This is a genomic window from Lentzea aerocolonigenes, assembly GCF_000955955.1.
Classification (GTDB): Bacteria; Actinomycetota; Actinomycetes; order Mycobacteriales; family Pseudonocardiaceae; genus Lentzea; species Lentzea aerocolonigenes_A.
On sequence record NZ_JYJG01000350.1, the window covers coordinates 1 to 20,892 of the forward strand.

At 67.1% G+C, this 20,892-nt stretch carries 21 protein-coding genes; 6 read left to right on the forward strand and 15 right to left on the reverse strand.

Going from position 1 to position 20,892, the window contains the following annotated elements; translation table 11 throughout:
- Nucleotides 1-155 precede the first annotated feature (155 nt).
- From UK23_RS37105 to UK23_RS37165, 13 genes are all read right to left on the reverse strand, one after another.
- Nucleotides 156-2,738 (reverse strand): fumarate reductase/succinate dehydrogenase flavoprotein subunit, encoded by a 2,583-nt coding sequence (locus tag UK23_RS37105; protein ID WP_045316446.1) that lies wholly within the window; start codon nt 2,736-2,738, stop codon nt 156-158.
- On the reverse strand, nt 2,735-3,391 hold the full coding sequence (locus UK23_RS37110; RefSeq protein ID WP_045316447.1) for an ABC transporter ATP-binding protein: 657 nt from the start codon (nt 3,389-3,391) through the stop codon (nt 2,735-2,737). The genes UK23_RS37105 and UK23_RS37110 overlap by 4 nt, the downstream gene beginning before the upstream one ends.
- The gene (locus UK23_RS37115) at nt 3,388-4,125 is read right to left on the reverse strand and encodes an ABC transporter permease (protein WP_231114842.1); all 738 of its coding nucleotides are present in this window, start codon (nt 4,123-4,125) and stop codon (nt 3,388-3,390) included. Before UK23_RS37115 ends, UK23_RS37110 begins: the two co-directional genes overlap by 4 nt.
- Before the next feature lie 26 nt (nt 4,126-4,151).
- Nucleotides 4,152-5,459 (reverse strand): ABC transporter substrate-binding protein, encoded by a 1,308-nt coding sequence (locus UK23_RS37120; RefSeq protein WP_156213673.1) that lies wholly within the window; start codon nt 5,457-5,459, stop codon nt 4,152-4,154.
- A gap of 11 nt (nt 5,460-5,470) precedes the next feature.
- Nucleotides 5,471-5,698 (reverse strand): 4Fe-4S dicluster domain-containing protein, encoded by a 228-nt coding sequence (locus UK23_RS37125; protein ID WP_045316450.1) that lies wholly within the window; start codon nt 5,696-5,698, stop codon nt 5,471-5,473.
- 37 nt (nt 5,699-5,735) lie between these two features.
- The gene (locus tag UK23_RS37130; RefSeq protein WP_231114843.1) at nt 5,736-6,470 is read right to left on the reverse strand and encodes a GntR family transcriptional regulator; all 735 of its coding nucleotides are present in this window, start codon (nt 6,468-6,470) and stop codon (nt 5,736-5,738) included.
- Between the two features lie 103 nt (nt 6,471-6,573).
- Nucleotides 6,574-7,389, reverse strand: coding sequence for a metal ABC transporter permease (locus UK23_RS37135; RefSeq protein ID WP_045316452.1), 816 nt, complete (start codon nt 7,387-7,389; stop codon nt 6,574-6,576).
- A complete protein-coding gene (locus UK23_RS37140; RefSeq protein WP_045316453.1) occupies nt 7,386-8,177 on the reverse strand; it encodes a metal ABC transporter ATP-binding protein in 792 nt (263 codons plus the stop codon). The genes UK23_RS37135 and UK23_RS37140 overlap by 4 nt, the downstream gene beginning before the upstream one ends.
- The gene (locus UK23_RS37145) at nt 8,174-9,043 is read right to left on the reverse strand and encodes a metal ABC transporter solute-binding protein, Zn/Mn family (RefSeq protein WP_045316454.1); all 870 of its coding nucleotides are present in this window, start codon (nt 9,041-9,043) and stop codon (nt 8,174-8,176) included. The genes UK23_RS37140 and UK23_RS37145 overlap by 4 nt, the downstream gene beginning before the upstream one ends.
- Before the next feature lie 98 nt (nt 9,044-9,141).
- Nucleotides 9,142-10,236 carry an ABC transporter ATP-binding protein gene (locus UK23_RS37150; RefSeq protein WP_045316455.1) on the reverse strand — a complete coding sequence of 365 codons (1,095 nt, stop codon included), beginning with the start codon at nt 10,234-10,236 and terminating at the stop codon, nt 9,142-9,144.
- A 114-nt stretch (nt 10,237-10,350) separates the two neighbouring features.
- Nucleotides 10,351-11,244 carry a sugar ABC transporter permease gene (locus UK23_RS37155; protein ID WP_045316468.1) on the reverse strand — a complete coding sequence of 298 codons (894 nt, stop codon included), beginning with the start codon at nt 11,242-11,244 and terminating at the stop codon, nt 10,351-10,353.
- Nucleotides 11,244-12,122 (reverse strand): carbohydrate ABC transporter permease, encoded by an 879-nt coding sequence (locus tag UK23_RS37160; RefSeq protein WP_045316469.1) that lies wholly within the window; start codon nt 12,120-12,122, stop codon nt 11,244-11,246. The genes UK23_RS37155 and UK23_RS37160 overlap by 1 nt, the downstream gene beginning before the upstream one ends.
- A gap of 99 nt (nt 12,123-12,221) precedes the next feature.
- Nucleotides 12,222-13,478, reverse strand: a complete 1,257-nt coding sequence (locus UK23_RS37165) for an extracellular solute-binding protein (RefSeq protein ID WP_045316456.1) — start codon at nt 13,476-13,478, stop codon at nt 12,222-12,224.
- Between the two features lie 222 nt (nt 13,479-13,700).
- Here UK23_RS37165 and UK23_RS37170 point away from each other — a divergent pair, with 222 nt between their 5' ends.
- Nucleotides 13,701-14,738 (forward strand): LacI family DNA-binding transcriptional regulator, encoded by a 1,038-nt coding sequence (locus tag UK23_RS37170; RefSeq protein ID WP_045316457.1) that lies wholly within the window; start codon nt 13,701-13,703, stop codon nt 14,736-14,738.
- 134 nt (nt 14,739-14,872) lie between these two features.
- Nucleotides 14,873-15,976, forward strand: a complete 1,104-nt coding sequence (locus UK23_RS37175) for a LacI family DNA-binding transcriptional regulator (protein WP_082115283.1) — start codon at nt 14,873-14,875, stop codon at nt 15,974-15,976.
- Between the two features lie 3 nt (nt 15,977-15,979).
- Here UK23_RS37175 and UK23_RS49785 read toward each other — a convergent pair whose 3' ends face one another.
- A complete protein-coding gene (locus UK23_RS49785; RefSeq protein WP_045316459.1) occupies nt 15,980-16,651 on the reverse strand; it encodes a hypothetical protein in 672 nt (223 codons plus the stop codon).
- Nucleotides 16,652-16,805: 154 nt separating this feature from the next.
- Here UK23_RS49785 and UK23_RS37185 point away from each other — a divergent pair, with 154 nt between their 5' ends.
- Genes UK23_RS37185 through UK23_RS37195 form a run of 3 tightly spaced genes read left to right on the forward strand, consistent with a single transcriptional unit; the run spans nt 16,806 to nt 18,721 of the window.
- A complete protein-coding gene (locus tag UK23_RS37185; protein ID WP_045316460.1) occupies nt 16,806-17,318 on the forward strand; it encodes a beta-class carbonic anhydrase in 513 nt (170 codons plus the stop codon).
- A 24-nt stretch (nt 17,319-17,342) separates the two neighbouring features.
- Nucleotides 17,343-18,212 (forward strand): A/G-specific adenine glycosylase, encoded by an 870-nt coding sequence (locus tag UK23_RS37190; protein WP_045316461.1) that lies wholly within the window; start codon nt 17,343-17,345, stop codon nt 18,210-18,212.
- A complete protein-coding gene (locus UK23_RS37195) occupies nt 18,212-18,721 on the forward strand; it encodes a 2'-5' RNA ligase family protein (protein WP_052685397.1) in 510 nt (169 codons plus the stop codon). The genes UK23_RS37190 and UK23_RS37195 overlap by 1 nt, the downstream gene beginning before the upstream one ends.
- Here the strand turns inward: UK23_RS37195 and UK23_RS37200 are convergent.
- The gene (locus UK23_RS37200; protein WP_082115284.1) at nt 18,670-19,416 is read right to left on the reverse strand and encodes an alpha/beta fold hydrolase; all 747 of its coding nucleotides are present in this window, start codon (nt 19,414-19,416) and stop codon (nt 18,670-18,672) included. The two genes, UK23_RS37195 and UK23_RS37200, sit on opposite strands and share 52 nt — an antisense overlap.
- 15 nt (nt 19,417-19,431) lie before the next feature.
- Between UK23_RS37200 and UK23_RS37205 the strand changes: the two genes are divergently transcribed.
- Nucleotides 19,432-20,886: a M1 family metallopeptidase gene (locus UK23_RS37205; RefSeq protein ID WP_045316462.1), complete on the forward strand. Its 1,455-nt coding sequence runs from the start codon at nt 19,432-19,434 to the stop codon at nt 20,884-20,886.
- Nucleotides 20,887-20,892: the final 6 nt, after the last annotated feature.

Here is a 20,892-nt window from a genome sequence, read left to right on the forward strand (position 1 = left end):
GGGGGCAGCGCCCCCAAAGGGAAGCACGCAACCGCAAGGTCATCGCACGCAACTGGGGAACGGCACGGACAAGAAACAGGCGCCCGCCAACGAACCAGGGGAACGGCAACGGCAACCAACGCGCGCGCCGTCAGGCGCCCCCACCAAAGCCAGCCTCACCCCAACGCCAACCGAGCATAAGCCCGAACATCAGCATCAGAATCATCAAGCGCCCTCTTCAACCCCAACACCACCTCACCCTCCCCAGACCACCGCCCCAACGCCCGAACAGCAGCCTTCCGAACATCAAGATTCCGATCCTCCAACAACCCGACCACCAACGCGGCGGAGTCGAGCGCCCAAGCCACCCCGACCCGAACCTCCCAAGCCGCATCCCCCATCAACTCAACAGCCCGCTCGTGCAACCCACCCGGCCACCCACAACGGCCCGCCGACTCCAAAGCCGCAGCCCGCACGAACAAATCCGAATCCCGCGACAACTCGACCAGCACACCGACATCCGAGATCCCCCGAGCAACCTGAACCCGAACCTCCCGAGACGAATCCCCAGCGGCAGCGGCCAACCTCTCATCAGCGCGAAGCGCCACCAGCCCCCGAACAGCCGCCAATCGCACCTCAACGTCAGGGTCCGACAGCCCGGCCTCATAAACCGAGACCGTCCCGAGCTTCAACGCCCACAACACTTCCAACGCCACAGCCCGAGCAGGCGACTCTTCCAACGCCACTCGCAACTCCTCCGAAGGAGGCACAACCTCAACCAACTCAAGCAACCCAGCCGCGGCAGCATCCCGCACACCGGAGTCAGCCATGGCTCGCACCAACGCGAACTCGAACCCAGCCGGCACAACCTCGGTCAGCACCGAAACAGCCGCCCGCCGCACGGTCACATCGGCATCGACCAGGTAGGGCTCCAACACCTCCAACGAAGGCTGCGACTCCACCAGCCCAAGCACCTGGAGCACCCGCTCGGACTCCACAACCCGTTCGTCGGCAACGGAATCCGCAACAGCCGACGCAACGGAAGCGGCCCGCACCCCCAGGTACTCGACGGAACCGGCCCGGTGCGGCACCCCGTCCACGTCCACCAGGTACTCGGCCACCGGCCGCTTCACGAACTCCATCTCCCCATCAGCGTTCTTCCGCAGATTCAGGTGATGGAACCACCGGTCGTCGTCACGCTCGGGCAGATCGACCCGGGAGTGGTACAGCCCCCACCGAGACTCGTCCCTCATCAACGAGGACGCCGCGGCCATCTCCGCACAGTCCCGGATGAACGAAACCTCCACGCACCGCATCAACTCATGCGCGGACCGAGCCCCCATGGCGGCGATCTCCGCGGTCATCCGGTCGAACGCCTCCAACGCCAACGACAACTTGGTCGCGGTCTTGGGCGGAGCCACGTAGTCGTTGACGAACCGGCGAAGCTTGTACTCGACCTGCGGCTGCGGCGGCCCGTCAGGTTGCCGCATGTGCCGGTAGATCAGCTCATGTGCCTCGGCCACGGCGGCAGCGGGCAACTCAGCGAGCGGGGCGAGGTGAGCCGAAGCGTGCGCTCCGGCCAGATCCCCGAACACGAACGCCCCGATCATGTAGTTGTGCGGCACACAGGCAAGATCTCCAGCCGCGTACAACCCGGGAACGGTCGTGAGACCGTTCTCATCCACCCAAACCCCGGAAGCCGAGTGGCCACCGCACAACCCGATCTCCGAGATGTGCATCTCGATGTCGTGCGTCCGGTAGTCCCGGCCCCGTCCACTGTGGAACGTCCCGCGCGATGGCCTCTCCGTTGAATGGAGAATCCCTTCCAACGCCGAGATCGACTCCTCGGGAAGGTGTGTCGTCTTCAGGTAGATCGGCCCGCGAGCGGAAGCGATCTCCGCGGCCACCTCGGCCATCATCTGCCCTGACCAGTAGTCGCAGTCGACGAACCGCTCCCCCAGGGCGTTCACCTGGTAGGCCCCGAAGGGATTGCCCACGTACGCGCAGGCAGGCCCGTTGTAGTCCTTGATCAGCGGATTGATCTGGAAGCACTCGATCCCGGACAGCTCGGCCCCGGCGTGGTAGGCCATCGAGTACCCGTCGCCGGCATTGGTCGGGTTCTCGTAGGTCCCGTACAGATAGCCGGAAGCAGGCAACCCGAGGCGGCCAGAAGCCCCAGTGGCCAGCACCACGGCCCCGGCCGACACGGTCACGAACTCGCCGGTCCGGGTGTTGAACCCGGCAGCCCCGACCGCACGCCCCTCCGACACGAGCACCCGAACCGGCATCACCCGGTTCTCGATGCGCAAGCGTTCGCGCAACCGCCGCTCCCGCATCACCCGGTACAGGACCTTCTTGACGTCCTTCCCCTCGGGCATCGGCAGCACGTACGACCCGGACCGGTGCACCTGCCGGACGTTGTAGTCGCCGAACGAGTCCTTCTCGAACTTCACGCCGTACCGCTCAAGCCGTTGCACCATCTCGAAACCGCGCGTAGCGGTCTGCATGATCGTGCGCTGGTTGACGATCCCGTCGTTGGCGCGCGTGATCTCGGCGACGTAGTCCTCAGGCCGGGCTTTCCCAGGAATGACAGCGTTGTTGACGCCGTCCATCCCCATCGCGAGAGCACCGGAATGCCGGACGTGAGCCTTCTCCAGCAACAGAACCGAGCGACCGGCCTCGGCCGCGGTGATCGCGGCCATCGACCCGGCCGTGCCGCCGCCGATCACCAGCACGTCGCAGGACAACTCAACAGTCATGCCTTCACCGCCGCGAGAATCGCGTCGCGCTCGCGTTCGACCTCGCCCGCGCCCAGGACGACCACCCGGTCGCCCAGCAGCACGGCCTCGTCGACGTCGTGCGTGACGAACAGAGTCGTGGTGCCGGCCAGCACCTCGGTCACCAGTTCCTGCATCGACGAGCGCGTCTGGGCGTCCAGCGCGCCGAACGGCTCGTCCATCAGCACCACGGACGGTTGCTGCGCCAACGTCCGCGCCAGCTGCACCCGTTGCCGCATGCCGCCCGAGAGCTCGCGCGGCAGGTAGCCCTCGAACCCGGCCAACCCGACGCGTTCCAGCCACTCCAAGGCCCGGGAACGGCGAAGCGCGCGTGGAACTCCTTGCAACGCAAGCGGAAGCTCGACGTTGCGCAACGCCGTCCGCCACGGCAGCAGGCCGTCGTCCTGGAACACCAGAGCCCGGTCCCGCGACGGCCCGCGCACCGCAACGCCATCAACGGAAATCGAGCCGGCAAAGGGAATCAGGCCGGCGACCGCACGCAGCAGGGTGGACTTGCCGCAGCCGGAAGGCCCGGCCACCACCACGAACTCGCCGGAAGCGACGGACAACGAGAACTCGGACAGGACGGCGGACCGGCCGTAGCCGACGGTCAGCGAACGCACGCTCAGGCTCATCTCAGGGCCTCCCGGGGAAGCCACCGCGTCACGCGGCGGCCCAGCAGTTCGACAGCGGCGGACGTCAGGTAGCCGAGCAGGCCGATCGTGACCATGCCGACGATCACGCCGGGGTAGTCGACGACCGTGTAGGCCTGCCAGGTGCGGTAACCGACGCCGAACTGGCCGGAGATCATCTCGGCCGAGATCACGCAGATCCACGCCACGCCCATGCCGACGGACAGGCCGCCGAAGACACCGGGCAACGTGCCGGGCAGCACCACGCGGAACAGCACCTGCCAACGCGACGCGCCCATGGTGCGGACCGCGTCTTCCCAGATCGTCGGCAGCGCGCGCACCGCATGCCGCGTCGACACCAGGATCGGGAAGAACGCCGCGATGAACGTGATGAACACGATCCCCTGCTCGTCGGTCGGGAACAGCAGGATCGCGATCGGCACCAGCGCGATCGCCGGGATCGGCCGGACCACCTCCAGCGGCGGCCGCAACAGGTCTCCCAGCAGCGGTGACCGCGCGATCAGCACCCCGAAGGCGATGCCCAGCACCGCGGCCAGCAGGAAGCCGGTCATGATGCGCGCCAGGCTGTTGCCCAGGTCGTGGTAGTACTCCGGGCCGCCGACCTGCGCCGCGAACCGCTCCGCCACCTCGACGACGGTCGGCAGCTGGTCGAACCGCAGCCACATCCGCACATCCGATGCCGTCAGCACCTGCCACAGCAGCAACACGACTGCCACGGACCCGATCCTCAGCGCCCAGCGCATCACTTGCCCGCCGAGGAAAGCGCCTGCTGGAACGTCAGCACCTGGCCACGCTTCGACGCGGCCGCCTCGGTCGTGAACGGCAGCAGCTCGGCACCCGACTGCACCCAGAACGCGTGGTCGGCGAACCACCGCGTGCCCGTTTCGGCGTCCGGCACATATCCGACGCGCAGCTTTTTGCCGCTCGCGTTGACCAGCTTCAGCAACGCGGTCGGCGACGCCACGGCCTCAGGAGCGCCGCCCTCGAACCACGCCTCGCTCGCGACCTTCGGGTCCCCACCGAGCGTTGCCGGGTTCGTGAGGTCATCTGTCGACTCCACGACGTCCTTCAACGGCTTGTCGTCGATGAACTTGTCCACGTCGAGCTCGTCGATGTTGCCGATCGACTTGAGGAACGGCACGTCCTCCTTCAAAGCCTTGCGCAGCACCGACTTCAGCGAGAGGTCGAACGTCGCGATCCCGTTCGGCCCGTTGTAGAGGTAGACGACCTCGACCGGCAGTGAAGTGGCCTTCGAAACAACCTCCGCGGCTTCGAGCGGCTTGGCGTGCAGGAACTTCGTCGCGTCGAGCTGCGCCCGCAGGAACTCGCGCAACACCTCAGGCTGTTGCTGTGCAAAGGGATTCCGCACCACGGTCCCGTGCAACGTCGGCAGGTTCAGCGCGGCCCCGTCGTACAGCAGCTTCGCCTGCCCCGCGAACACCAGCTGTCCGGGCCACGCCACGAACTGCGCGAGCGCGGCCACGTTGCCCGACTGCAGCGCCGAAGCACCCACGGAAGGCTGCTGGTTCTCGATGGTCACCTCGGTGTCACCCAGGGCTCGCACCAGCGTCCCGTGCCCGGCCGACCCGACGCTCGCGGACACCTTCTGCCCAGCGAGATCAGCGAGGGTCCTGGCCGACGAGCTGGGCGGCACCACGACCGAGTTCAGCCCGCCGCGGGCGTTGTACCCGGTCACCGCGACCATCCGGGTCCCCTGGTCGCCCTGCTTCTGCGTGCGCGAGCCGTTGATCAGCAGCGGGTAGTCGCCCATCGAGCCGATGTCGATCTTCCCCGCGATCATCTGCGCGGTGATCGGCGCGCCGGTGTCGTAGTCCTGCCAGGTCACCTTGTACGTCCTGCCGGTCTTCTTGCCGAGCTCGGTCAGCCGTTGCTCGAAGAAACCCTTGTCCTTCAACAACGTGCCCGCGGTGACCGTGTTGATGGTCTTCGACTGGTAGCCGATGACGACCGGGACCTCGGCACCGGAAGCCGCCTCGCCCGTCCCGCACGCGGCGAGCAGAAGAACTGATGCGAAGAACAGCCGCTTCACGAATCTTCCTTTCACCGCAGGAGGTAAGGCATGTTGATGGTCACGGCACCCGTTGGGCAGCGAGCGGCACAAGGCCCGCAGTACCAGCACTCGTCGACGTGCATGTACGCCTTGCCGGAATCGGGATTGATGGCCAGCGAGTCGAGCGGGCACATGTCAACGCACAGCCGACAGCCTTCGATGCACTTGGATTCGTTGATCGTCACCGGTACGTCGGCACGGTTGTTGACCAGAGCCATGACTCAACTCCAGGAATGTGGTGGAAGATATGGGGTTTTAGCGACAGATTTCGGCGCGCATGGTCAAGCGATCGCCACGCATGCGAATGAACTCCAGATCGACTGGCCGGCCGGAAGCGAAATGACTGAGTCGTTCCACGACCATCAGCGCCGCCCCGCGCGGCACTTCGAGCACGGTCGCGGAGTGCAGATCGGCGTTGACGGCTTCCAGCGCCACCGAGGCCGTCCCGAGCCGCTGTCCGGACGTCTGCTCGATCAACGAGAAGATGTCGCGGTTGACGAGATCCTCGTCCAGCAGCGGCTCGCCGACGTCCAAAGCCAGATATGTGAGATCCAGCGACAACGGCAGCCCGTTCAACCGCCGCAACCGCTCGACGTAGACGACGGATGAGTCAGCGGGAAGCTGAAGCCGTTGCGCGACCACCGAAGGCGCCCGGATCACGGTCGCCGCCCGCACGTCGTTGGTGATCTGCCCGTGCTCGTGCAGGGTTTCCGCGAGTCCCATCAGCTGGTTCAGCCCGTGCTCGACCTTGTCCGCCACGACCACGGTGCCGACGCCCGGCACGCGGTCGATGAGGCCTTCCTCGCGCAGCAGTTCCAGCGCCTCGCGAATGCTGTTGCGGGACACCGAGAACTCGGCGGCGAGAAAGCGTTCATCGGGCAGCACGCCGTCGGGAAACGCACGGCGCACCACCTGCTGGCGGATTACGTCGGCGGCCTGTCGCGCCCGGTCGGCGCGCAACCGCCGCTCGGATCGCGGGCTGCTGCTCATGGCCCACAGCATGGACGGCGCGCGACGATCAGTTTGTTACCAGCGTGTTACGCCACCTGGTCAGCGCATTAAGCAGGGAAAAGACGTCAGCTACGCCAGTCCATCATGTGGAACGGCGCTGAACAGCCCCAATACCTCGGCATACGAGGTATATCACGAAGCTCACCGCCGTGACGAGAGCGGAAACCGGAAGCCCTGGTTGCAGCGACAGAAGAATGCCTCCGACGGCCGCCACTTCCGCGAAAACAACGGAAAGGACGGTCGCGCGAAGAGGCGACGCGGTGAGGCGCATCGCGGCGGCAGCGGGCGTGATCATCAACGCCAGCACCAGCAGCGCGCCGACGACCTGCACGCTCAATGCGGTCGCGACACCGACCAGCACCGCGAACACGATCGACAGCCCGCGCACCGGAACCCCGCGCGAGATCGCCACGTCCGGGTCGACCGAGGAGAAGAACAACGGCCGGTAGATGAACGCCAGCACGACCAGCACCGCGATCGACGAGATCACCAGCAGCTGCAGGTCCGTCGAGTCGACGCCGACGATCTGCCCGGTCAGCAGGCCGAACTTGTTCTTCGACCGTCCCTTGTAGAGGGACAGCATGAGAATGCCCATGCCGAGCCCGAACGCCAGGATCGCGCCGATCACCGAGTCGCGGTCGCTCTCCCGCCGCGACAGCACGCCGAGCAGCACCGCGGCGATGATCGACCCGGCCAGCGCGCCGTACCCGACGCTGATGCCGAGCAGCAACGCCGCCGCACCACCGGTGAACGCGAGCTCGGAAGTGCCGTGCACCGCGAACGCCATCTTGCGGGTCACCACGAGCGGACCCAGCACCCCGGCCACGAGCCCCAGCACGGCAGCCGCGATCAACGCGGTCTGCACGAAGTCCAGTTCGAGCAGGTCGAGAAAGCTCACGACGCGGCCTCCGCGGTGAGGTGGTGCGTCTGCTCCTCGCACGCGCCCGCGCCGACCACCAGGATCTGGTCACGCACCCGCACGACCTCGACCGGCGTCCGGTACAGCTCGGACAGCGTCGCCGAGTTCATCACCTCGTCCGGCTTGCCGACGCGGAAGCGCCCGCCGACCAAGTACAGGACCCGGTCCACCAACGGCAGCACCGGGTTCAGCTCGTGCGTCACGAACAGAACAGCGGTGTCGGCCTCACGCCGGCGCTTGTCGATCAGCTCGGAGACCACTCGCTGGTTCGCGAGGTCCAACGACAGCAACGGCTCGTCGCACAGCATCACGCGTGGGTCGCCCACGAGCGCCTGCGCGACCCGCAACCGTTGCTGCTCGCCGCCGGACAACAGGCCCAACGGCGCGTCGGCGTACCTGCTCGCCCCCACAGCGGCGATGGCCTCGTCGACGCGAACCCGGCGCTCACGGCGGTTGCGCACGCCGAGGCCCCACCGGTAGCCGTCGAGGCCGAGACCGACGAGGTCGCGGCCCCTCAACGTCATGGACTGCTCGAGCGCTCGCTGCTGCGGGATGTACCCGATGGCGTGGTTGCCGCCCGCGACCTCGACCGAACCCGACGACAGTTGCTGCAACCCCAGCAGCACCCTCATCAGGCTGGTCTTGCCGGACCCGTTCGGCCCGAGGACCGCGAGGAACTCACCGGGCTCGACGTCGAGGTCGAGCCCGTCCCACAGCACCCTGTCCCCGTAGGACAGGCGTGCCCCGCGCAGCGAGATCGCGGTCATGCCTTGAGCGCCTGTGAAAGCGCGTCCACCTGCTTGCTCATCCAGTCAAGGTAGCTGGTCACGCCCTCGGGCAACGTCTCGGTGACCGCGACGACCGGGATGCCCGCCGACTTGGCCTTCTCGACGATGCCCTTGGTGACCTGGTTCTCGGTCTGCGTGTTGTCGACCAGCACGTTGATCTGCTTGCCCTCGACCAGCTGGTTCGTCTCGGCGAGCGCGGCGGCCGGCACGTCCGACTCCTCCTCGATCGCCTTGCTGAACGCCTCGGGCGTGACGTCCTGGGCGCCGGTCTCGTCGAGCAGGTAGTGGGCGATCGGCTCGGTGGCGACGGCCTTGCGCCCCTTGCCGACGCCGTCGACCTTCTTCCCCAGCTCCTCGAGCTTCGCGCTGAAGTCGGCGGTGTTGCTCTCGAACTGCGTCTTCTTGTCCGGCGCGATCGCACCCAGCTCGTTGGCGGCCGCCTCGGCCACCGCGCGCACGGTGTGCAGGTCGTACCAGACGTGCTCGTTCTCGTCCTGCTCGTGCTCGCGCAGCGGGAACGCCTCGATCTTCTTCTGACCCTCCGTGGTGATCAGCTTGGGGAAGAAGTCGTCGTAGCCGCCGCCGTTGAACACGACCAGCTTGGCGTCCTTGATCAGCGCGGCGTCCGCGGGCTTGCTCTCGTACGAGTGCGGGTCGGCGCTCGGGTCGTCCAGCAACGCCTTGACCTCGACGGCGTCGCCACCGACGGCCTTGATGACGCTGCCCCACACGTTCGTGGAGGTGACGACCTGGATCTTGCCGCTGTCTCCGGACGGCGTGGTCGTGCCGCAGGCGGCCAGGCTCACGACGGCCAGACCGCCGATCAGAGCGTTGCGGAGAGTCATCACGCCGTCCCTCGATCAGGTAATGGAAACCGTTGTCGAGTTCAGTTTAGAGCACGAAAAAGCCCCCGACGGTCACGCCGGGGGCTCAGTCGTGTGACTCACGCCTCCAGGCGCTCGCCCGACTCGGGGTGGAACAGGTGGATCTCGCTGTGGTCGCGCACGGCGACCTTGACGTGCTGGCCCAGGGTCGGCGGCGTGCGGCCGTCGACGCGGACGACGAAGCGCTGCGAGCCCTCGCCGATCTTCACGGCACCGTGCACGAGCGCGTCGGCGCCGAGCTCCTCGACCAGCTCGACGGTCATGTCCATGCCCTCGTCGCCCGACGGCACGATGCCGAGCGCCTCGGGCCGGATGCCGAAGGTGACCTCGTCCAGACCACCGGCGGCGTCGAGCGCGGCACGGGACAGCGGCACGACGATGCCGTCGAGCTTCGCGCCCTCCGCCGAGATCGGCACGGTCTTGAGGTTCATGGCCGGCGAACCGATGAAGCCGGCGACGAACGCGTTGGCCGGGCGGTCGTACAGCGCGCGAGGCGTGTCGCACTGCTGCAGCAGGCCGTCCTTGAGCACGGCGACCCGGTGGCCCATCGTCATGGCCTCGACCTGGTCGTGCGTGACGTAGATCGTGGTGGTGCCGAGACGCTGCTGGAGAGCGGCGATGTTCGCACGCGTCTCGACGCGCAGCTTGGCGTCCAGGTTGGACAGCGGCTCGTCCATGAGGAACACGGACGGCTCGCGCACGATGGCGCGACCCATCGCGACACGCTGACGCTGACCACCGGACAGCGCCTTCGGCTTGCGCTCCAGGTACTTCTGCAGGTCGAGCATCTTGGCGGCCTCTTCGACCTTCGCCTTGATCTCGGTCTTGCTGACGCCGCGCAGCTTGAGCGCGAAGCCCATGTTCTCGGCGACCGTCATGTGCGGGTACAGCGCGTACGACTGGAACACCATCGCGATGTCCCGGCCCTTCGGCGGCACGTTGGTGACGTCCTTGCCACCGATGTGGATGGCGCCCTCGTCGACGTCCTCCAGGCCCGCGAGCATGCGCAGCGCCGTCGACTTACCGGAACCGGACGGGCCGACCAGCACCAGGAACTCGCCGTCGCTCACCTCGAGGGAGAGCTCGTCGACCGCGCGGACCGGCGGGTTGCCGGAGAAGACCCGCGAAGCCTTGACGTAGGACACCTCAGCCATGTGACGCACCTTTCACCGCTTGTCTTGACGCGACGTTAGGCATTGCAAGCGCTTACGGGAACAGACGTAAGCGCTTACGTTTCCCGTTCGGACAACGTAAGCGCTTACGTCGTCTCAGCCCTTCACGGCACCGGACGACAGCCCGGTCACCAGGAACCGCTGCACCAGGTAGAACACGATCACCGCGGGAATCGCGACCAGAATGGACGCGGCCGCGAGGTGCCCCCACTCGGTGCGGTTCTGCTGCACGAACACCTGCAGCCCGACCGCGAGTGTCTTCGAGTCGTCCGCGGCCGACAGGAAGGCCGACGCGAACGCCACCTCGCCCCACGCCGTCAGGAACGCGTAGAACGACGTCACCGCGAGCCCGGGCTTGGCCAGCGGCATGACCAGCCGCCAGAACACCCCGAACGGCGACAACCCGTCGACGCGACCGGCCTCGTCGATGTCCGTCGGGATCGTGTCGAAGTAGCCCTTGAGCATGTACGTGCAGAACGGCACCGCAGTCGTGCAGTACACGAGCACGAGACCGAGCGAAGTTCCTTGCAGCCCAAGAGCGATCAGGATGTTGTACAGCGGCACGATCAGCACCGCGAACGGGAACATCTGCACGACGAGGAACGACATCATCAGCGATCGCTTGCCGGGGAACCGGAAGCGCGACGCCGCGTAGCCCGTCGTCGCCGAGAGGAACACCGCGATGACCGTCGTCAGCAACGCGATCAGCACCGAGTTGCCGAACCAGGTGAGGAACGCGCCCTTCTCCCCGCCGAGAATCCGCGAGTAGTTGTCCAAAGAGGACTCGTTGAACAACTTCGGCGAAGTCTCCACCGCGCGGGCATCAGGCTTGAAAGACGTGACGAGCACCCAGAAAACCGGGAACACCGCGATCAACGACGCGATGATCAGCCCGGCGTGCAGGCCCACAGACGCGGCGAGAGAACGGTCGCTGCGCTTGAGGCGTCGTTCCGGTTTGACCATCTGCAACGAAGAAGCGTCGAGCGTCATCACCACACCTCGCCTTGCTTGCGCAGCGCACGGCGGTAGACCGTGGCGAAGACCAACAACACGGAGAGGATGAGCACGCCGTAGGTCGATGCGACCGCGTAGTCACGTGAGGCGCCGGAGAAGAAGCGCTCGAACGCGTACGTGACGAGGATGCGCGTGTTCGGGTTCGGGCCGGCGATCAGGTAGATCACCGGGAACATGTTGAACGTCCAGATGATGCCCAGCAGGATCACCGTCGACGACACCGAGCGCAGGCCCGGCAGCGTCACGTTGCGGAAGCGCTGCCACGGCGTCGCGCCGTCCATCTCCGCGGCTTCGTAGAGATCGCCGGGGATCGACTGCAGGCCACCGAGAAGCGCCACCATCATGAACGGCACACCGAGCCAGACGTTGACGACGATCACGGCGAACAGAGCCCAGTCGGACTGGCCCAGCCACACCGGGTCGGGCAGGCCGACCGCGCGCAGCAGCTGGTTGATGATGCCGTACTGCGCGTTGAACATGTACTTCCAGGCGAACGCGCTGATGAACGCGGGCACGGCCCACGGCAGGATCAGCAGGACGCGGTAGAGCGTGCGGCCCCTGACCTCGCGGTTCAGCAGCAGCGCCAGACCCAGGCCGATCACGTAGTGCAGGAACACGCAGGCGAACGTCCAGATCAAGGTCCGGACCAGCGTGCCCCAGAACGCGCCGTACGACGTGTCGCCGGACAGCACGTTGAGGTAGTTCTTGAAGCCCACGCCCGAGTAGGTGGCCGGCCGGTCGAGCACCGGGTTGGCGATGTTGGCCTCGTTGATGTTGGTGAAGGTGAAGAACACGCCCTGGGCGAGCGGGTAGAGCACCAACACCGCGATGACCACCACGACCGGCAGGACCATCGCGTACGCGTACCAGTGCCGTTCCAAGAACCGGCGCACCGAATCTCTCCCCTCCGACTAATGGGCGGCCGTGGCGAGCCACGGCCACCCGGTCAGCAATCAGCCGATGGAGTACTCGGGAACGACGGTGTCCTTGTAGGCCTTGGCGACCTCGTCGAGCGCCGCCTTGGCCTCCTTCTTGCCGGAGAGGACGTCGGCGTAGGCGATCTTCAGCGGGTCGAACAGCTGGCCGCCCTCGGGGATCCACGGACGGGCGTGCGCGGCCTTGGCGACCGGCTCGAACGCGGACACGACGGCGTTGGCCTTCACGTCGGCGTTGCTGTACGCGGACTTGCGGGTCGGCAGCAGGCCGAGCTCCTTCGCGACCTGGGCCTGCGACTCGACCGAGCTCATGCACTGGATGAACTTGATCGAGGACTGCTTGGCCTTGGTGCCCTGGCGGATCACGTAGTCGTGGCCACCGACCGGCGCGCTGCCCTTGCCCGCGCTGTCACCGGGAACCGGCGCGATGCCGAGGTTGGAGGCGTCGGTGAACGCCGTGCCCTTGAGGTAGTCGGCGACGGCCCACGGACCGTTGATGACCATCGCGGCGTCACCGGACGAGAACGCGGCCTGCATGTTCGCGTAGGAGTTCGTCGGGTCGAGCGCGGTGGAGGCGGCCTTTGCGTCGAGCAGGCCCTTGGCGGTCTGCAGCGCCTTCACGTTGTCCGCGGAGTTGACCACGATCTTCTTCGCCGAGGCGTCGACCAGGTCGCCGCCCGCGCCGTAGATGAACGGCAGCGCGTAGTACGCGTCGTTGTTGAGGAAGAACGACTTCTCGCCACCCAGCTTGGCAGCGGCGGCCTTGACCTCGTCCCACGTCTTCGGCGGCTCGACACCGGCGTCGGCGAGCTTCTTCTTGTTGTAGAGCAGGGCGAGCGAGTCGGTGACCTGCGGGACGCCCCACGACTTGCCCTCGTACTTGGTGGAGCCCAGCGGGACCTCGAGGAAGTCGCCGGTGTCCTTGGCGAGGTCGGTGTCGCTCAGGTCGTTGATCAGGCCGTTCTTGGCGAGCTGCGGCACCCAGGCGACCTCGGAGCGGAACACGTCCGGGCCCTGACCGCCCTGCGCGGCGGTCTTGTAGTTGTTCAGCGCCTGGTCGAACGCGACGGTCTCGGTCTTGACCTTGTAACCGCCCTTCGAGGCGCAGTCGTTCGCGATCTTGGTGAACACGGGGCTCTCGTTGGGGCCACTGGTGTCCCAGAAGGTCACTTCGCCCGAGTCGGATCCGCTGCTGCTCGATCCACCGCCTCCGCAGGCGGTGAGCACGAGGGCGACACCCGTCGCCATGGCGGTCACGAGGGTTGTCCGTCGCATCGTTGCTGCCGTTCCCTCCAGCTGGGCCCCATCTCCCAGTGAGATGAGGGGTCTTGCAAGGTTTTGCGAGAATGTTGCGGGCGATTTCACTACCAGAACCATGGTCAGGTCAAGACGTCGACCGTAACCAAGCCGTAACGGCACTGTCTCGCAAACACGCATTGCAAATTTTTTCTGAGCGCGGCAAGCTTGCGCCGAACCTGATGTGAGCTGGGAGGCAACGTGTCCGGACTGTCCGAGATCGCCAGGGCAGCCGGGGTGTCCATCTCCACCGTCAGCCGTGTTCTCAACAGGCGCGCAGGTGTGAACGAGGAGACTCGGCAGCGCGTGCTGTCGGTGCTCGCGGAGATGCCGTACACCCCGCGCGGACTCGGTGCGTTGCAGCGCACCGGCGTGATCGGCCTGCTGGTGCCGGAGCTCTCGAACCCGGTCTTCCCCGCGTTCGCCGAAGCACTGGAGACCAGGGCCGCCCGCCTCGGCTACTCGTCGCTGCTGTGCAACACCCGCAGCGGCGCCCCGATGGGCGAGGAGGAGTACGTCCGGATGCTCCTGGCCCGCGGGGTCGAGGGCATGGTGTTCGTGTCACCGGAGATCACCAACGTCGAGGTGCCGCTCGGTCAGGCGCCCCGGCCGAGCTACTACGCGAAGCTCGTCGCGGACGGCGTCCACATGGTCTTCCTGAACGGTGCCACGCCCGCGCTGGACGTGCCGGACGTGACGGTGGACGAGCAGCTCGCGGGCTACATGGCCACCAAACACCTGATCAACCTCGGCCACGAGCGGATCGGGTTCGTCTCGGGCCCTGCGCGGTCGTTGCCTTCGAGGTTGAAGCGCGCCGGGTGGGCCGCTGCTCTTGAGGAGAACCATCTGCCCGCGGGCTCGGAGTACGTCGCGCACGGGCCGTTCAGCGCGGAGGGCGGTGGTGTCGCGGTGCGGCAGCTGATCGACACGGTGAAGCCGACCGCGGTGATCTGCTCCTCCGACCACATGGCGCTCGGCGTCATGCGCGAAGCACACCAACGAGGGATTTCGGTACCGGACGAGCTCTCTGTCGTCGGGTTTGACGACATTCCTTTGGCCGCCTATTCATCGCCCGCTCTGACGACGCTCGCCCAGCCGATCGAGGAGATGGCGGCGGCCGCGATCGACGAGCTCGTACTGCGCCTGGATCCGGATCGCCGCAGGCAGGGCACCGACAACTACACCCGCGTCTTCCGGCCGCGGCTCGTCGTGAGGGAATCGTCTGCGCCTCCGAAGTGAGACGCCCAATAGGTGATATTGGTCTGGACCAAATTCTGAACAAGGCAGATGGGTCAACCAGCGCGGATGCGTCATTTGAGGGACACAGGTCACCCTCGCTTCACGAATTGGTTCTGAACCGTTACGGTCCTTTCATGGCGCGGTCGATGCATGTGCGACGTCCGGCAACGTTGGCCTCTCTGGCCGCTGAGCTGGGCGTTTCCCGGACAACGGTGTCCAACGCCTACAACCGTCCCGACCAGCTCTCCCCGGAGCTGAGGCGGCGGGTGTTGGACACGGCCCGAAGGCTGGGTTATCCCGGCCCGGATCCTGTGGCGCGCTCGTTGCGCACGCGCAAGGCGGGTGCGGTGGGCCTGTTGCTCACCGAGAACCTCTCGTACGCGTTCCGCGACCCTGCCGCGATCGGGTTCCTCGAGGGCCTCGCGCTGGCGTGCGAGGACGCGGGAACCGGTCTGCTGCTGGTCCCGGCGAACCCTGAGCGCGAGGACGTCGCGTCCGTTCACCGCGCGGGTGTCGACGGCTTCGTCGTCTACTCGGTGCCGGACGACGACCCGCACCTCGCCGCGGTGCTGGAGCGACCTGTTCCCACGGTCGTCTGCGACCAGCCCGACCTCGGCACGGTCGACCGGGTCGGCATCGACGACCGCGGCGCGATGTACGAACTCGCGAAGCACCTGATCTCGTTGGGCCACCGTCGTATCGGCGTCGTGTGCATGCGCCTCGCGCGCGACCGCAACGACGGCTTCGTGACCCCGGACCGCCAGCACGCCGCGCACTTCCACGTGCAGCGCAACCGCCTGTCCGGCCTGGCCGAGGCGTTCAGCGAGGCAGGCGTCGACTGGTCGCAGGTGCCCGTGGTCGAGCGCTTCGACCACAACATGGCTTCCGGCGCGTCCGGTGCCGCGCAGGTGCTGGACCGCGACCCGCAGGTCACCGCGTTGATCTGCACCTCGGACGTGCTGGCGCTCGGTGCGCTGACCGAGGCCGCAAGGCGTGGTCTGCGCGTGCCGCACGACATCACGGTCACCGGGTTCGACGGCATCCGCGCCGGCGAGGAGGCCGGGCTCACCACGGTTCGTCAGCCGGTGCTGGAGAAGGGCCGGGCGGCGGGCAAGCTGCTGCTCGACGCGAGCGAGCGGTCGCGGCCGCGGTCGGTCAACCTCGCGACGGAGCTGATCATCGGCAAGACGTCCGCCGCTCCTCGCGGTGGTGCCGAGGAGCGTTGGTTCGGGCCGTGAGCCTTACCACTCCAGTCTGAACACCACGGGTGAACTGGCCTTGCCGGCCAGCTTCGCCACCAGCAGATAGTCGCCGGGCCCAAGCCGGGTGTGCTCGCCGCACCCCGGCTTCGAGGTGGAACCCGCCCACTTGGTGCCGTAGTTGAAGACTTCCTTCGGCTGCATGACCCGCACCTCGGAGCCCGCGGTCGCCAGGCAGTGGTTGCTCGACCACAACAACGTCGCGCCGTCCGCGCTCATCACGGTGAGCTCGCGGTGCTGGCGGCCGATGTCCTTGATGCACGGCGCCTGGCCGTTGTTGACCACGTCCATCGACAGTTCCGGCTGGTCACCGATGGTGTAGAAGGGCTTGTTCGCCTTCGCCACGACCGCGATCGCGTCGTCCGCGCACGGCTGCGGCGGTCCGGGCGGCGGGGGTGGTGGCGTGGTCTGCGTCGGCGAGGGCGGCGGCGTGGTCGAGGAAGACGAGGCGACCGGCGACTCGGACATCGTCGGCGGCGGGTTCGAGGACGACGCCGCTGCCGCGTTGGTCGGTTTGGCCGTTTCCTCCTCGTTCGAGCCGAAAAGTCCGACGATCCAGATCACGAGCAGCAGTGTGACCAGCGCGGCCCCGATCGCGGCGATGCGGCGGCGCCAGTACACCGTGGACGGCAGCGGACCTGTGGGCTCGATCACGGCCCGAACGTAGCTCGACCAGGTGGAATCGAGCGGGAGGCGAGCATCGCTCGATCGGTTGAACGTGACATTGACCGGAAACCCCTTGTGAACGGGCGCTAACTCCGGTTCCAATCGGGGGCGCGAGGTCCGCCGGTAGGCCATGGAGGGTGTCATGACCGCGATCGACGAACTGCTCAAGCGGAACTACGAGCTCGGGAACGTGGTTCCCGGAGATCGTTCGTCCGCCAAGCCGTCCCTGCAGGTGGCAATCCTCACCTGCATGGATTCGCGCATCCGGGTGTTCGAGATCTTCGGGTTGAAGCAGGGTGAGGCGCACGTGCTGCGCAACGCCGGGGGTGTCGTCACCGACGACGCGATCCGGTCTTTGGCGTTGAGCCAGCGCAAGCTGGGCACGCGTGAGGTGCTGCTGGTGCACCACACGAACTGCGGCCTCGAGATGGTGACCGAGGACGACTTCAAGGACGAGCTGGAGGCCGAGACCGGTCTGCGGCCGACCTGGGCCGTCGAGGCGTTCAAGGTGGTCGAGCAGAGCGTGCGCGGTTCGATGGCCCGCCTGCGCCGCAGCGCGTTCATCCCGCACACGGACAAGATCCGCGGGTTCGTCTACGACGTGCACACGGGCGAGCTGCGCGAGGTCGACGCGGTGGGCACTCAGGCCGCGTGATCCCGTGCGCCACAATGGCGCACGATGAATCACGAGTTGTTGCTTGGCTGGTGGGACACCGCCGCGCGCGACCTGCCGTGGCGGCGTCCCGACTGCACCGCTTGGGGCGTGCTGGTCAGCGAGATCATGCTGCAGCAGACGCCGGTTTCCCGCGTCGAACCGATCTGGCACGAATGGCTGGCGCGCTGGCCCGTGCCGTCGGCGATGGCTGCCGCGTCGCAGGGTGAAGTGCTGCGGATGTGGGGCAAGCTCGGCTATCCGCGGCGCGCTCTGCGGTTGCACGAGGCTGCCACGGCCATTGCGCGCGATCACGGCGATGTCGTGCCGTCGGACGTGGAGACGCTGGAGTCGTTGCCGGGCATCGGCAGCTACACGGCCCGTGCGGTGGCCACGTTCGCGTACGGGCAGAAGTGCGCTGTCGTCGACACGAATGTCCGGCGGGTTGTTGCGCGCGCGGTGCACGGTGCCGGTGATGCCGGTCCGCCGTCGACCAAGCGCGATCTCCGTGACGTGGAAGCGATCCTTCCCGAGGTGCAGGAAGACGCTGCGGTGTTCTCGGCGGCGTTGATGGAGCTCGGCGCGTTGATCTGCACGGCCAAGAACCAGAAGTGCGCCGACTGCCCGTTGTTCGACGTGTGTGCGTGGCAGCTCGCCGGCCGTCCTGCTTATGCGGGGCCGGAGAAGAAGGTGCAGAAGTTCGCCGGCACCGATCGTCAGGTGCGGGGAAAGCTGCTCGACGTGCTGCGGGACGCCCCCGGTCCGGTGCCCAAGGCGCAGCTCGACATCGTCTGGAACGACATCACGCAACGAGAGAAGTGCCTGGTCTCGCTGCTCGACGACGGTTTGGTCGAGCAGACGCGGGACGGCCTGTTCGCTTTGCCCGGGGAGCACTGATGCACGCGCTCGTGGCGTTCTTCGACGACGAGGCGGACAAGAAGGTCCGCGACCTGCAGCGGCGCATCGGCGCCGAGCACGACCACCCGCCGCACCTCACCTACGCCGTGGCCACCACCATCGGCCCCAAGGTGCGCAAGGAGCTGCGCGAGGACCTGGAACGGCTGTGGATGCCGGACCTCTACCTGCACTCGCTCAGCACATTCTCGACGGTCGACAACGTGCTGATGCTCGCCGCCGTGGTCGACGCCGAGCTGCTGGCCGTGCACTCGGCCATTCACGATGTGCTGGCGAGCAACGTGAAGAACCCGAGCGCGTACTACCTGCCGGGCAACTGGGTGCCGCACTGCACGCTCGTCCACGGCGTTGACGACGACGCGGTGAAGGCCGCGTTCGCGAAGGTGTTCCCGGTCGAGCCGATCCGCGCGAAGGTCCGCGAGGTGTCGATCGTCGACACTCAGACCGGCGAGATCGACGTGCTCAAGAAGGCCTCCACAGCACCGCGGTAGACCCACGGCGCGGTCGCGTGCACGACATGGCCGGCCTCGGGGACGTGAAGGTACTGGCCATCGGACCTGCGCGCGGCCTCTGCCATCTGGTTGGGCAGCTGGCCGCCCTGACCTGCCTCGATGACCAGTGACGGGCACCGGACCCGGTCGATTTCGTCCCAGTACGCCCGCGTGCCCCAGTGGCCGGCGATCTCGTAGAGGTCGTCCATCTCGGCTATCAGGTGCCAGCCGTCCTCGCGTTCCTCGAAGTACTCCGCGAACACCTGCGCGCCGAAGTACGACGTGACGTGTGCGAGCGACTGGAACGGCACCGGCCACGCGTCGAAGAGCCACTTCCACTCGTCGACCGTTCTGCCCCGGTTGTCCGGAGCGAAGTCCTCGACCACAATCGCGCGCACCAGGTCAGGACGGGTCGCCGCGAGACACCACGCGTGCAGCCCGCCCATGGAGTGCCCGATCACGACAGCGGGCCCGAGGCCGAGGTCCTCGATGGCGGCAGCGGCGTCGGCGACGAAGTCCTCGGTGCGGAACGGTCCCCGCTGCGGGTTGCGGCCGTGCCCGCGTTGGTCGATGCCGACGACACGGCCGAACGGCTTGAGCCACTGCGCGACGGGCCACCACGCGGTGGCCCTGCTCATCAGGCCGTGCAGGAGCAGCACGCCTTGACCCGCTCCGCCGAACTCCACGACCGACACAGGGATGATTAACGCATGAAGGCCCGCCCGTACCTGATCGCCCTGGTGTTGATCGTGCTCGTCGCCGGTCTGCTCGTCGTGTTCCGCACGCCGGGCAACGACCCCGCGCAGCAGCAGCGGCAGGAGACGTCACCGCAGGCAGCCGTGGAGGCCGGCGCGGGTATGGGCGACGCGTACTACCCGACGGACGGCAACAGCGGCTACGACGTGACGCTCTACGACGTGGCGATCACGTACGACCCGTCGTCGAAGCAGCTGCAGGGCGTGGCGAAGGTCAACGCGAACGCCACGGACGACCTCAGCAGGTTCAACCTCGACCTGGAGGGTCTGAAGGTCAGCGACGTGAAGGTCGGCGGGCAGCCGGCGAAGTTCGCGCAGGAGGGCGACCACGAGCTGGTGATCACGCCCGCTGCTCCGCTGGCGAAGGGCAAGCCGTTCACCGCGGTCGTCACCTACGGCGGTGAGCCCAAGACCGTCGAGGACGCCTCGCTGGGCCGCAGCGGCTGGCAGATCTCGTCGACCGGTGGCGCGTTCGCCGCGGGTGAGCCGCACTCCGCGACGTCGTGGTTCCCGGCCAACGACCACCCGCGCGACAAGGCGGCGTTCAAGCTCGCGGCGCGCGTGCCGGACGGCTGGACGGCGATCTCGAACGGTCTTGAAGGCCCGGTGACGCGCGACGGCGGCTGGACGACGTTCAACTGGTCGGAGGAGACGCCGCTCGCGACCTACCTGGCCACGGTGGCGATCGACAAGTTCGAGATCGTGCGTTCGAAGCTCCCGAGCGGCGCACCGGTCCTGGACGCCTACGCACCCGGCACCGCGGCGGAGAAGAAGCCGATCCAGGCGCGGCTGCCCGAGATCCTGGGCTATCTGGAGACCAAGTTCGGCCCGTACCCGCAGCGAGCGGCCGGCAGCATCTGGGTGGCGGACAAGATCGGGTTCTCGCTGGAGACCCAGACGCGGCCGACCTACGCGTCGTGGGCGGATCTGGAGACCGTGGTGCACGAGAACGCGCACCAGTGGTTCGGCGACTCGGTGACGATCTCGAACTGGGCGGACATCTGCCTGAACGAGTGCCTGGCGTCCTACTCGCAGTGGCTGTGGCTGGAGAAGGACGGTACGAACCTCGACGAGCGCTACCGCGGCCGGGTCGAAGAACTGCGGGGGCGCACGTCGTTCTGGGCGCCGAAGCTCTACGACATGGGCAAGGGCAACGAGTTCCGAGGTGTCTACGACAAGGGCATCATGGCGATGCACGCGCTGCGCAAGCAGGTCGGGGACGACGTGTTCTTCAAGGCGCTGCAGTCGTGGACGGCCGGCCATCGGAACGGGAACGCGTCCTGGCCGGAGTTCGAGAACCACTTCAAGCAGGCTTCGGGTCAGAACCTGGACGGGTTCTTCCAGGCGTGGTTCCGCGGATCGGGCATTCCGGAAGATCAGTACCTGCTGCCTGTCGGGGTGCGCCGCTAATGTGGT

What these genes read in the sequence shown, in the direction of transcription:
- UK23_RS37105 (WP_045316446.1), bottom strand. Translation starts at nt 2,738, where the DNA reads ATGACTGTTGAGTTGTCCTGCGACGTGCTGGTGATCGGCGGCGGCACG.
- UK23_RS37110 (WP_045316447.1), bottom strand. Translation starts at nt 3,391, where the DNA reads ATGAGCCTGAGCGTGCGTTCGCTGACCGTCGGCTACGGCCGGTCCGCC.
- UK23_RS37125 (WP_045316450.1), bottom strand. Translation starts at nt 5,698, where the DNA reads ATGGCTCTGGTCAACAACCGTGCCGACGTACCGGTGACGATCAACGAA.
- UK23_RS37130 (WP_231114843.1), bottom strand. Translation starts at nt 6,470, where the DNA reads ATGAGCAGCAGCCCGCGATCCGAGCGGCGGTTGCGCGCCGACCGGGCG.
- UK23_RS37140 (WP_045316453.1), bottom strand. Translation starts at nt 8,177, where the DNA reads ATGACCGCGATCTCGCTGCGCGGGGCACGCCTGTCCTACGGGGACAGG.
- UK23_RS37145 (WP_045316454.1), bottom strand. Translation starts at nt 9,043, where the DNA reads ATGACTCTCCGCAACGCTCTGATCGGCGGTCTGGCCGTCGTGAGCCTG.
- UK23_RS37150 (WP_045316455.1), bottom strand. Translation starts at nt 10,236, where the DNA reads ATGGCTGAGGTGTCCTACGTCAAGGCTTCGCGGGTCTTCTCCGGCAAC.
- UK23_RS37155 (WP_045316468.1), bottom strand. Translation starts at nt 11,244, where the DNA reads ATGACGCTCGACGCTTCTTCGTTGCAGATGGTCAAACCGGAACGACGC.
- UK23_RS37160 (WP_045316469.1), bottom strand. Translation starts at nt 12,122, where the DNA reads ATGGTCCTGCCGGTCGTGGTGGTCATCGCGGTGTTGGTGCTCTACCCG.
- UK23_RS37165 (WP_045316456.1), bottom strand. Translation starts at nt 13,478, where the DNA reads ATGCGACGGACAACCCTCGTGACCGCCATGGCGACGGGTGTCGCCCTC.
- UK23_RS37175 (WP_082115283.1), top strand. Translation starts at nt 14,873, where the DNA reads ATGGCGCGGTCGATGCATGTGCGACGTCCGGCAACGTTGGCCTCTCTG.
- UK23_RS37185 (WP_045316460.1), top strand. Translation starts at nt 16,806, where the DNA reads ATGACCGCGATCGACGAACTGCTCAAGCGGAACTACGAGCTCGGGAAC.
- UK23_RS37190 (WP_045316461.1), top strand. Translation starts at nt 17,343, where the DNA reads ATGAATCACGAGTTGTTGCTTGGCTGGTGGGACACCGCCGCGCGCGAC.
- UK23_RS37195 (WP_052685397.1), top strand. Translation starts at nt 18,212, where the DNA reads ATGCACGCGCTCGTGGCGTTCTTCGACGACGAGGCGGACAAGAAGGTC.
- UK23_RS37205 (WP_045316462.1), top strand. Translation starts at nt 19,432, where the DNA reads ATGAAGGCCCGCCCGTACCTGATCGCCCTGGTGTTGATCGTGCTCGTC.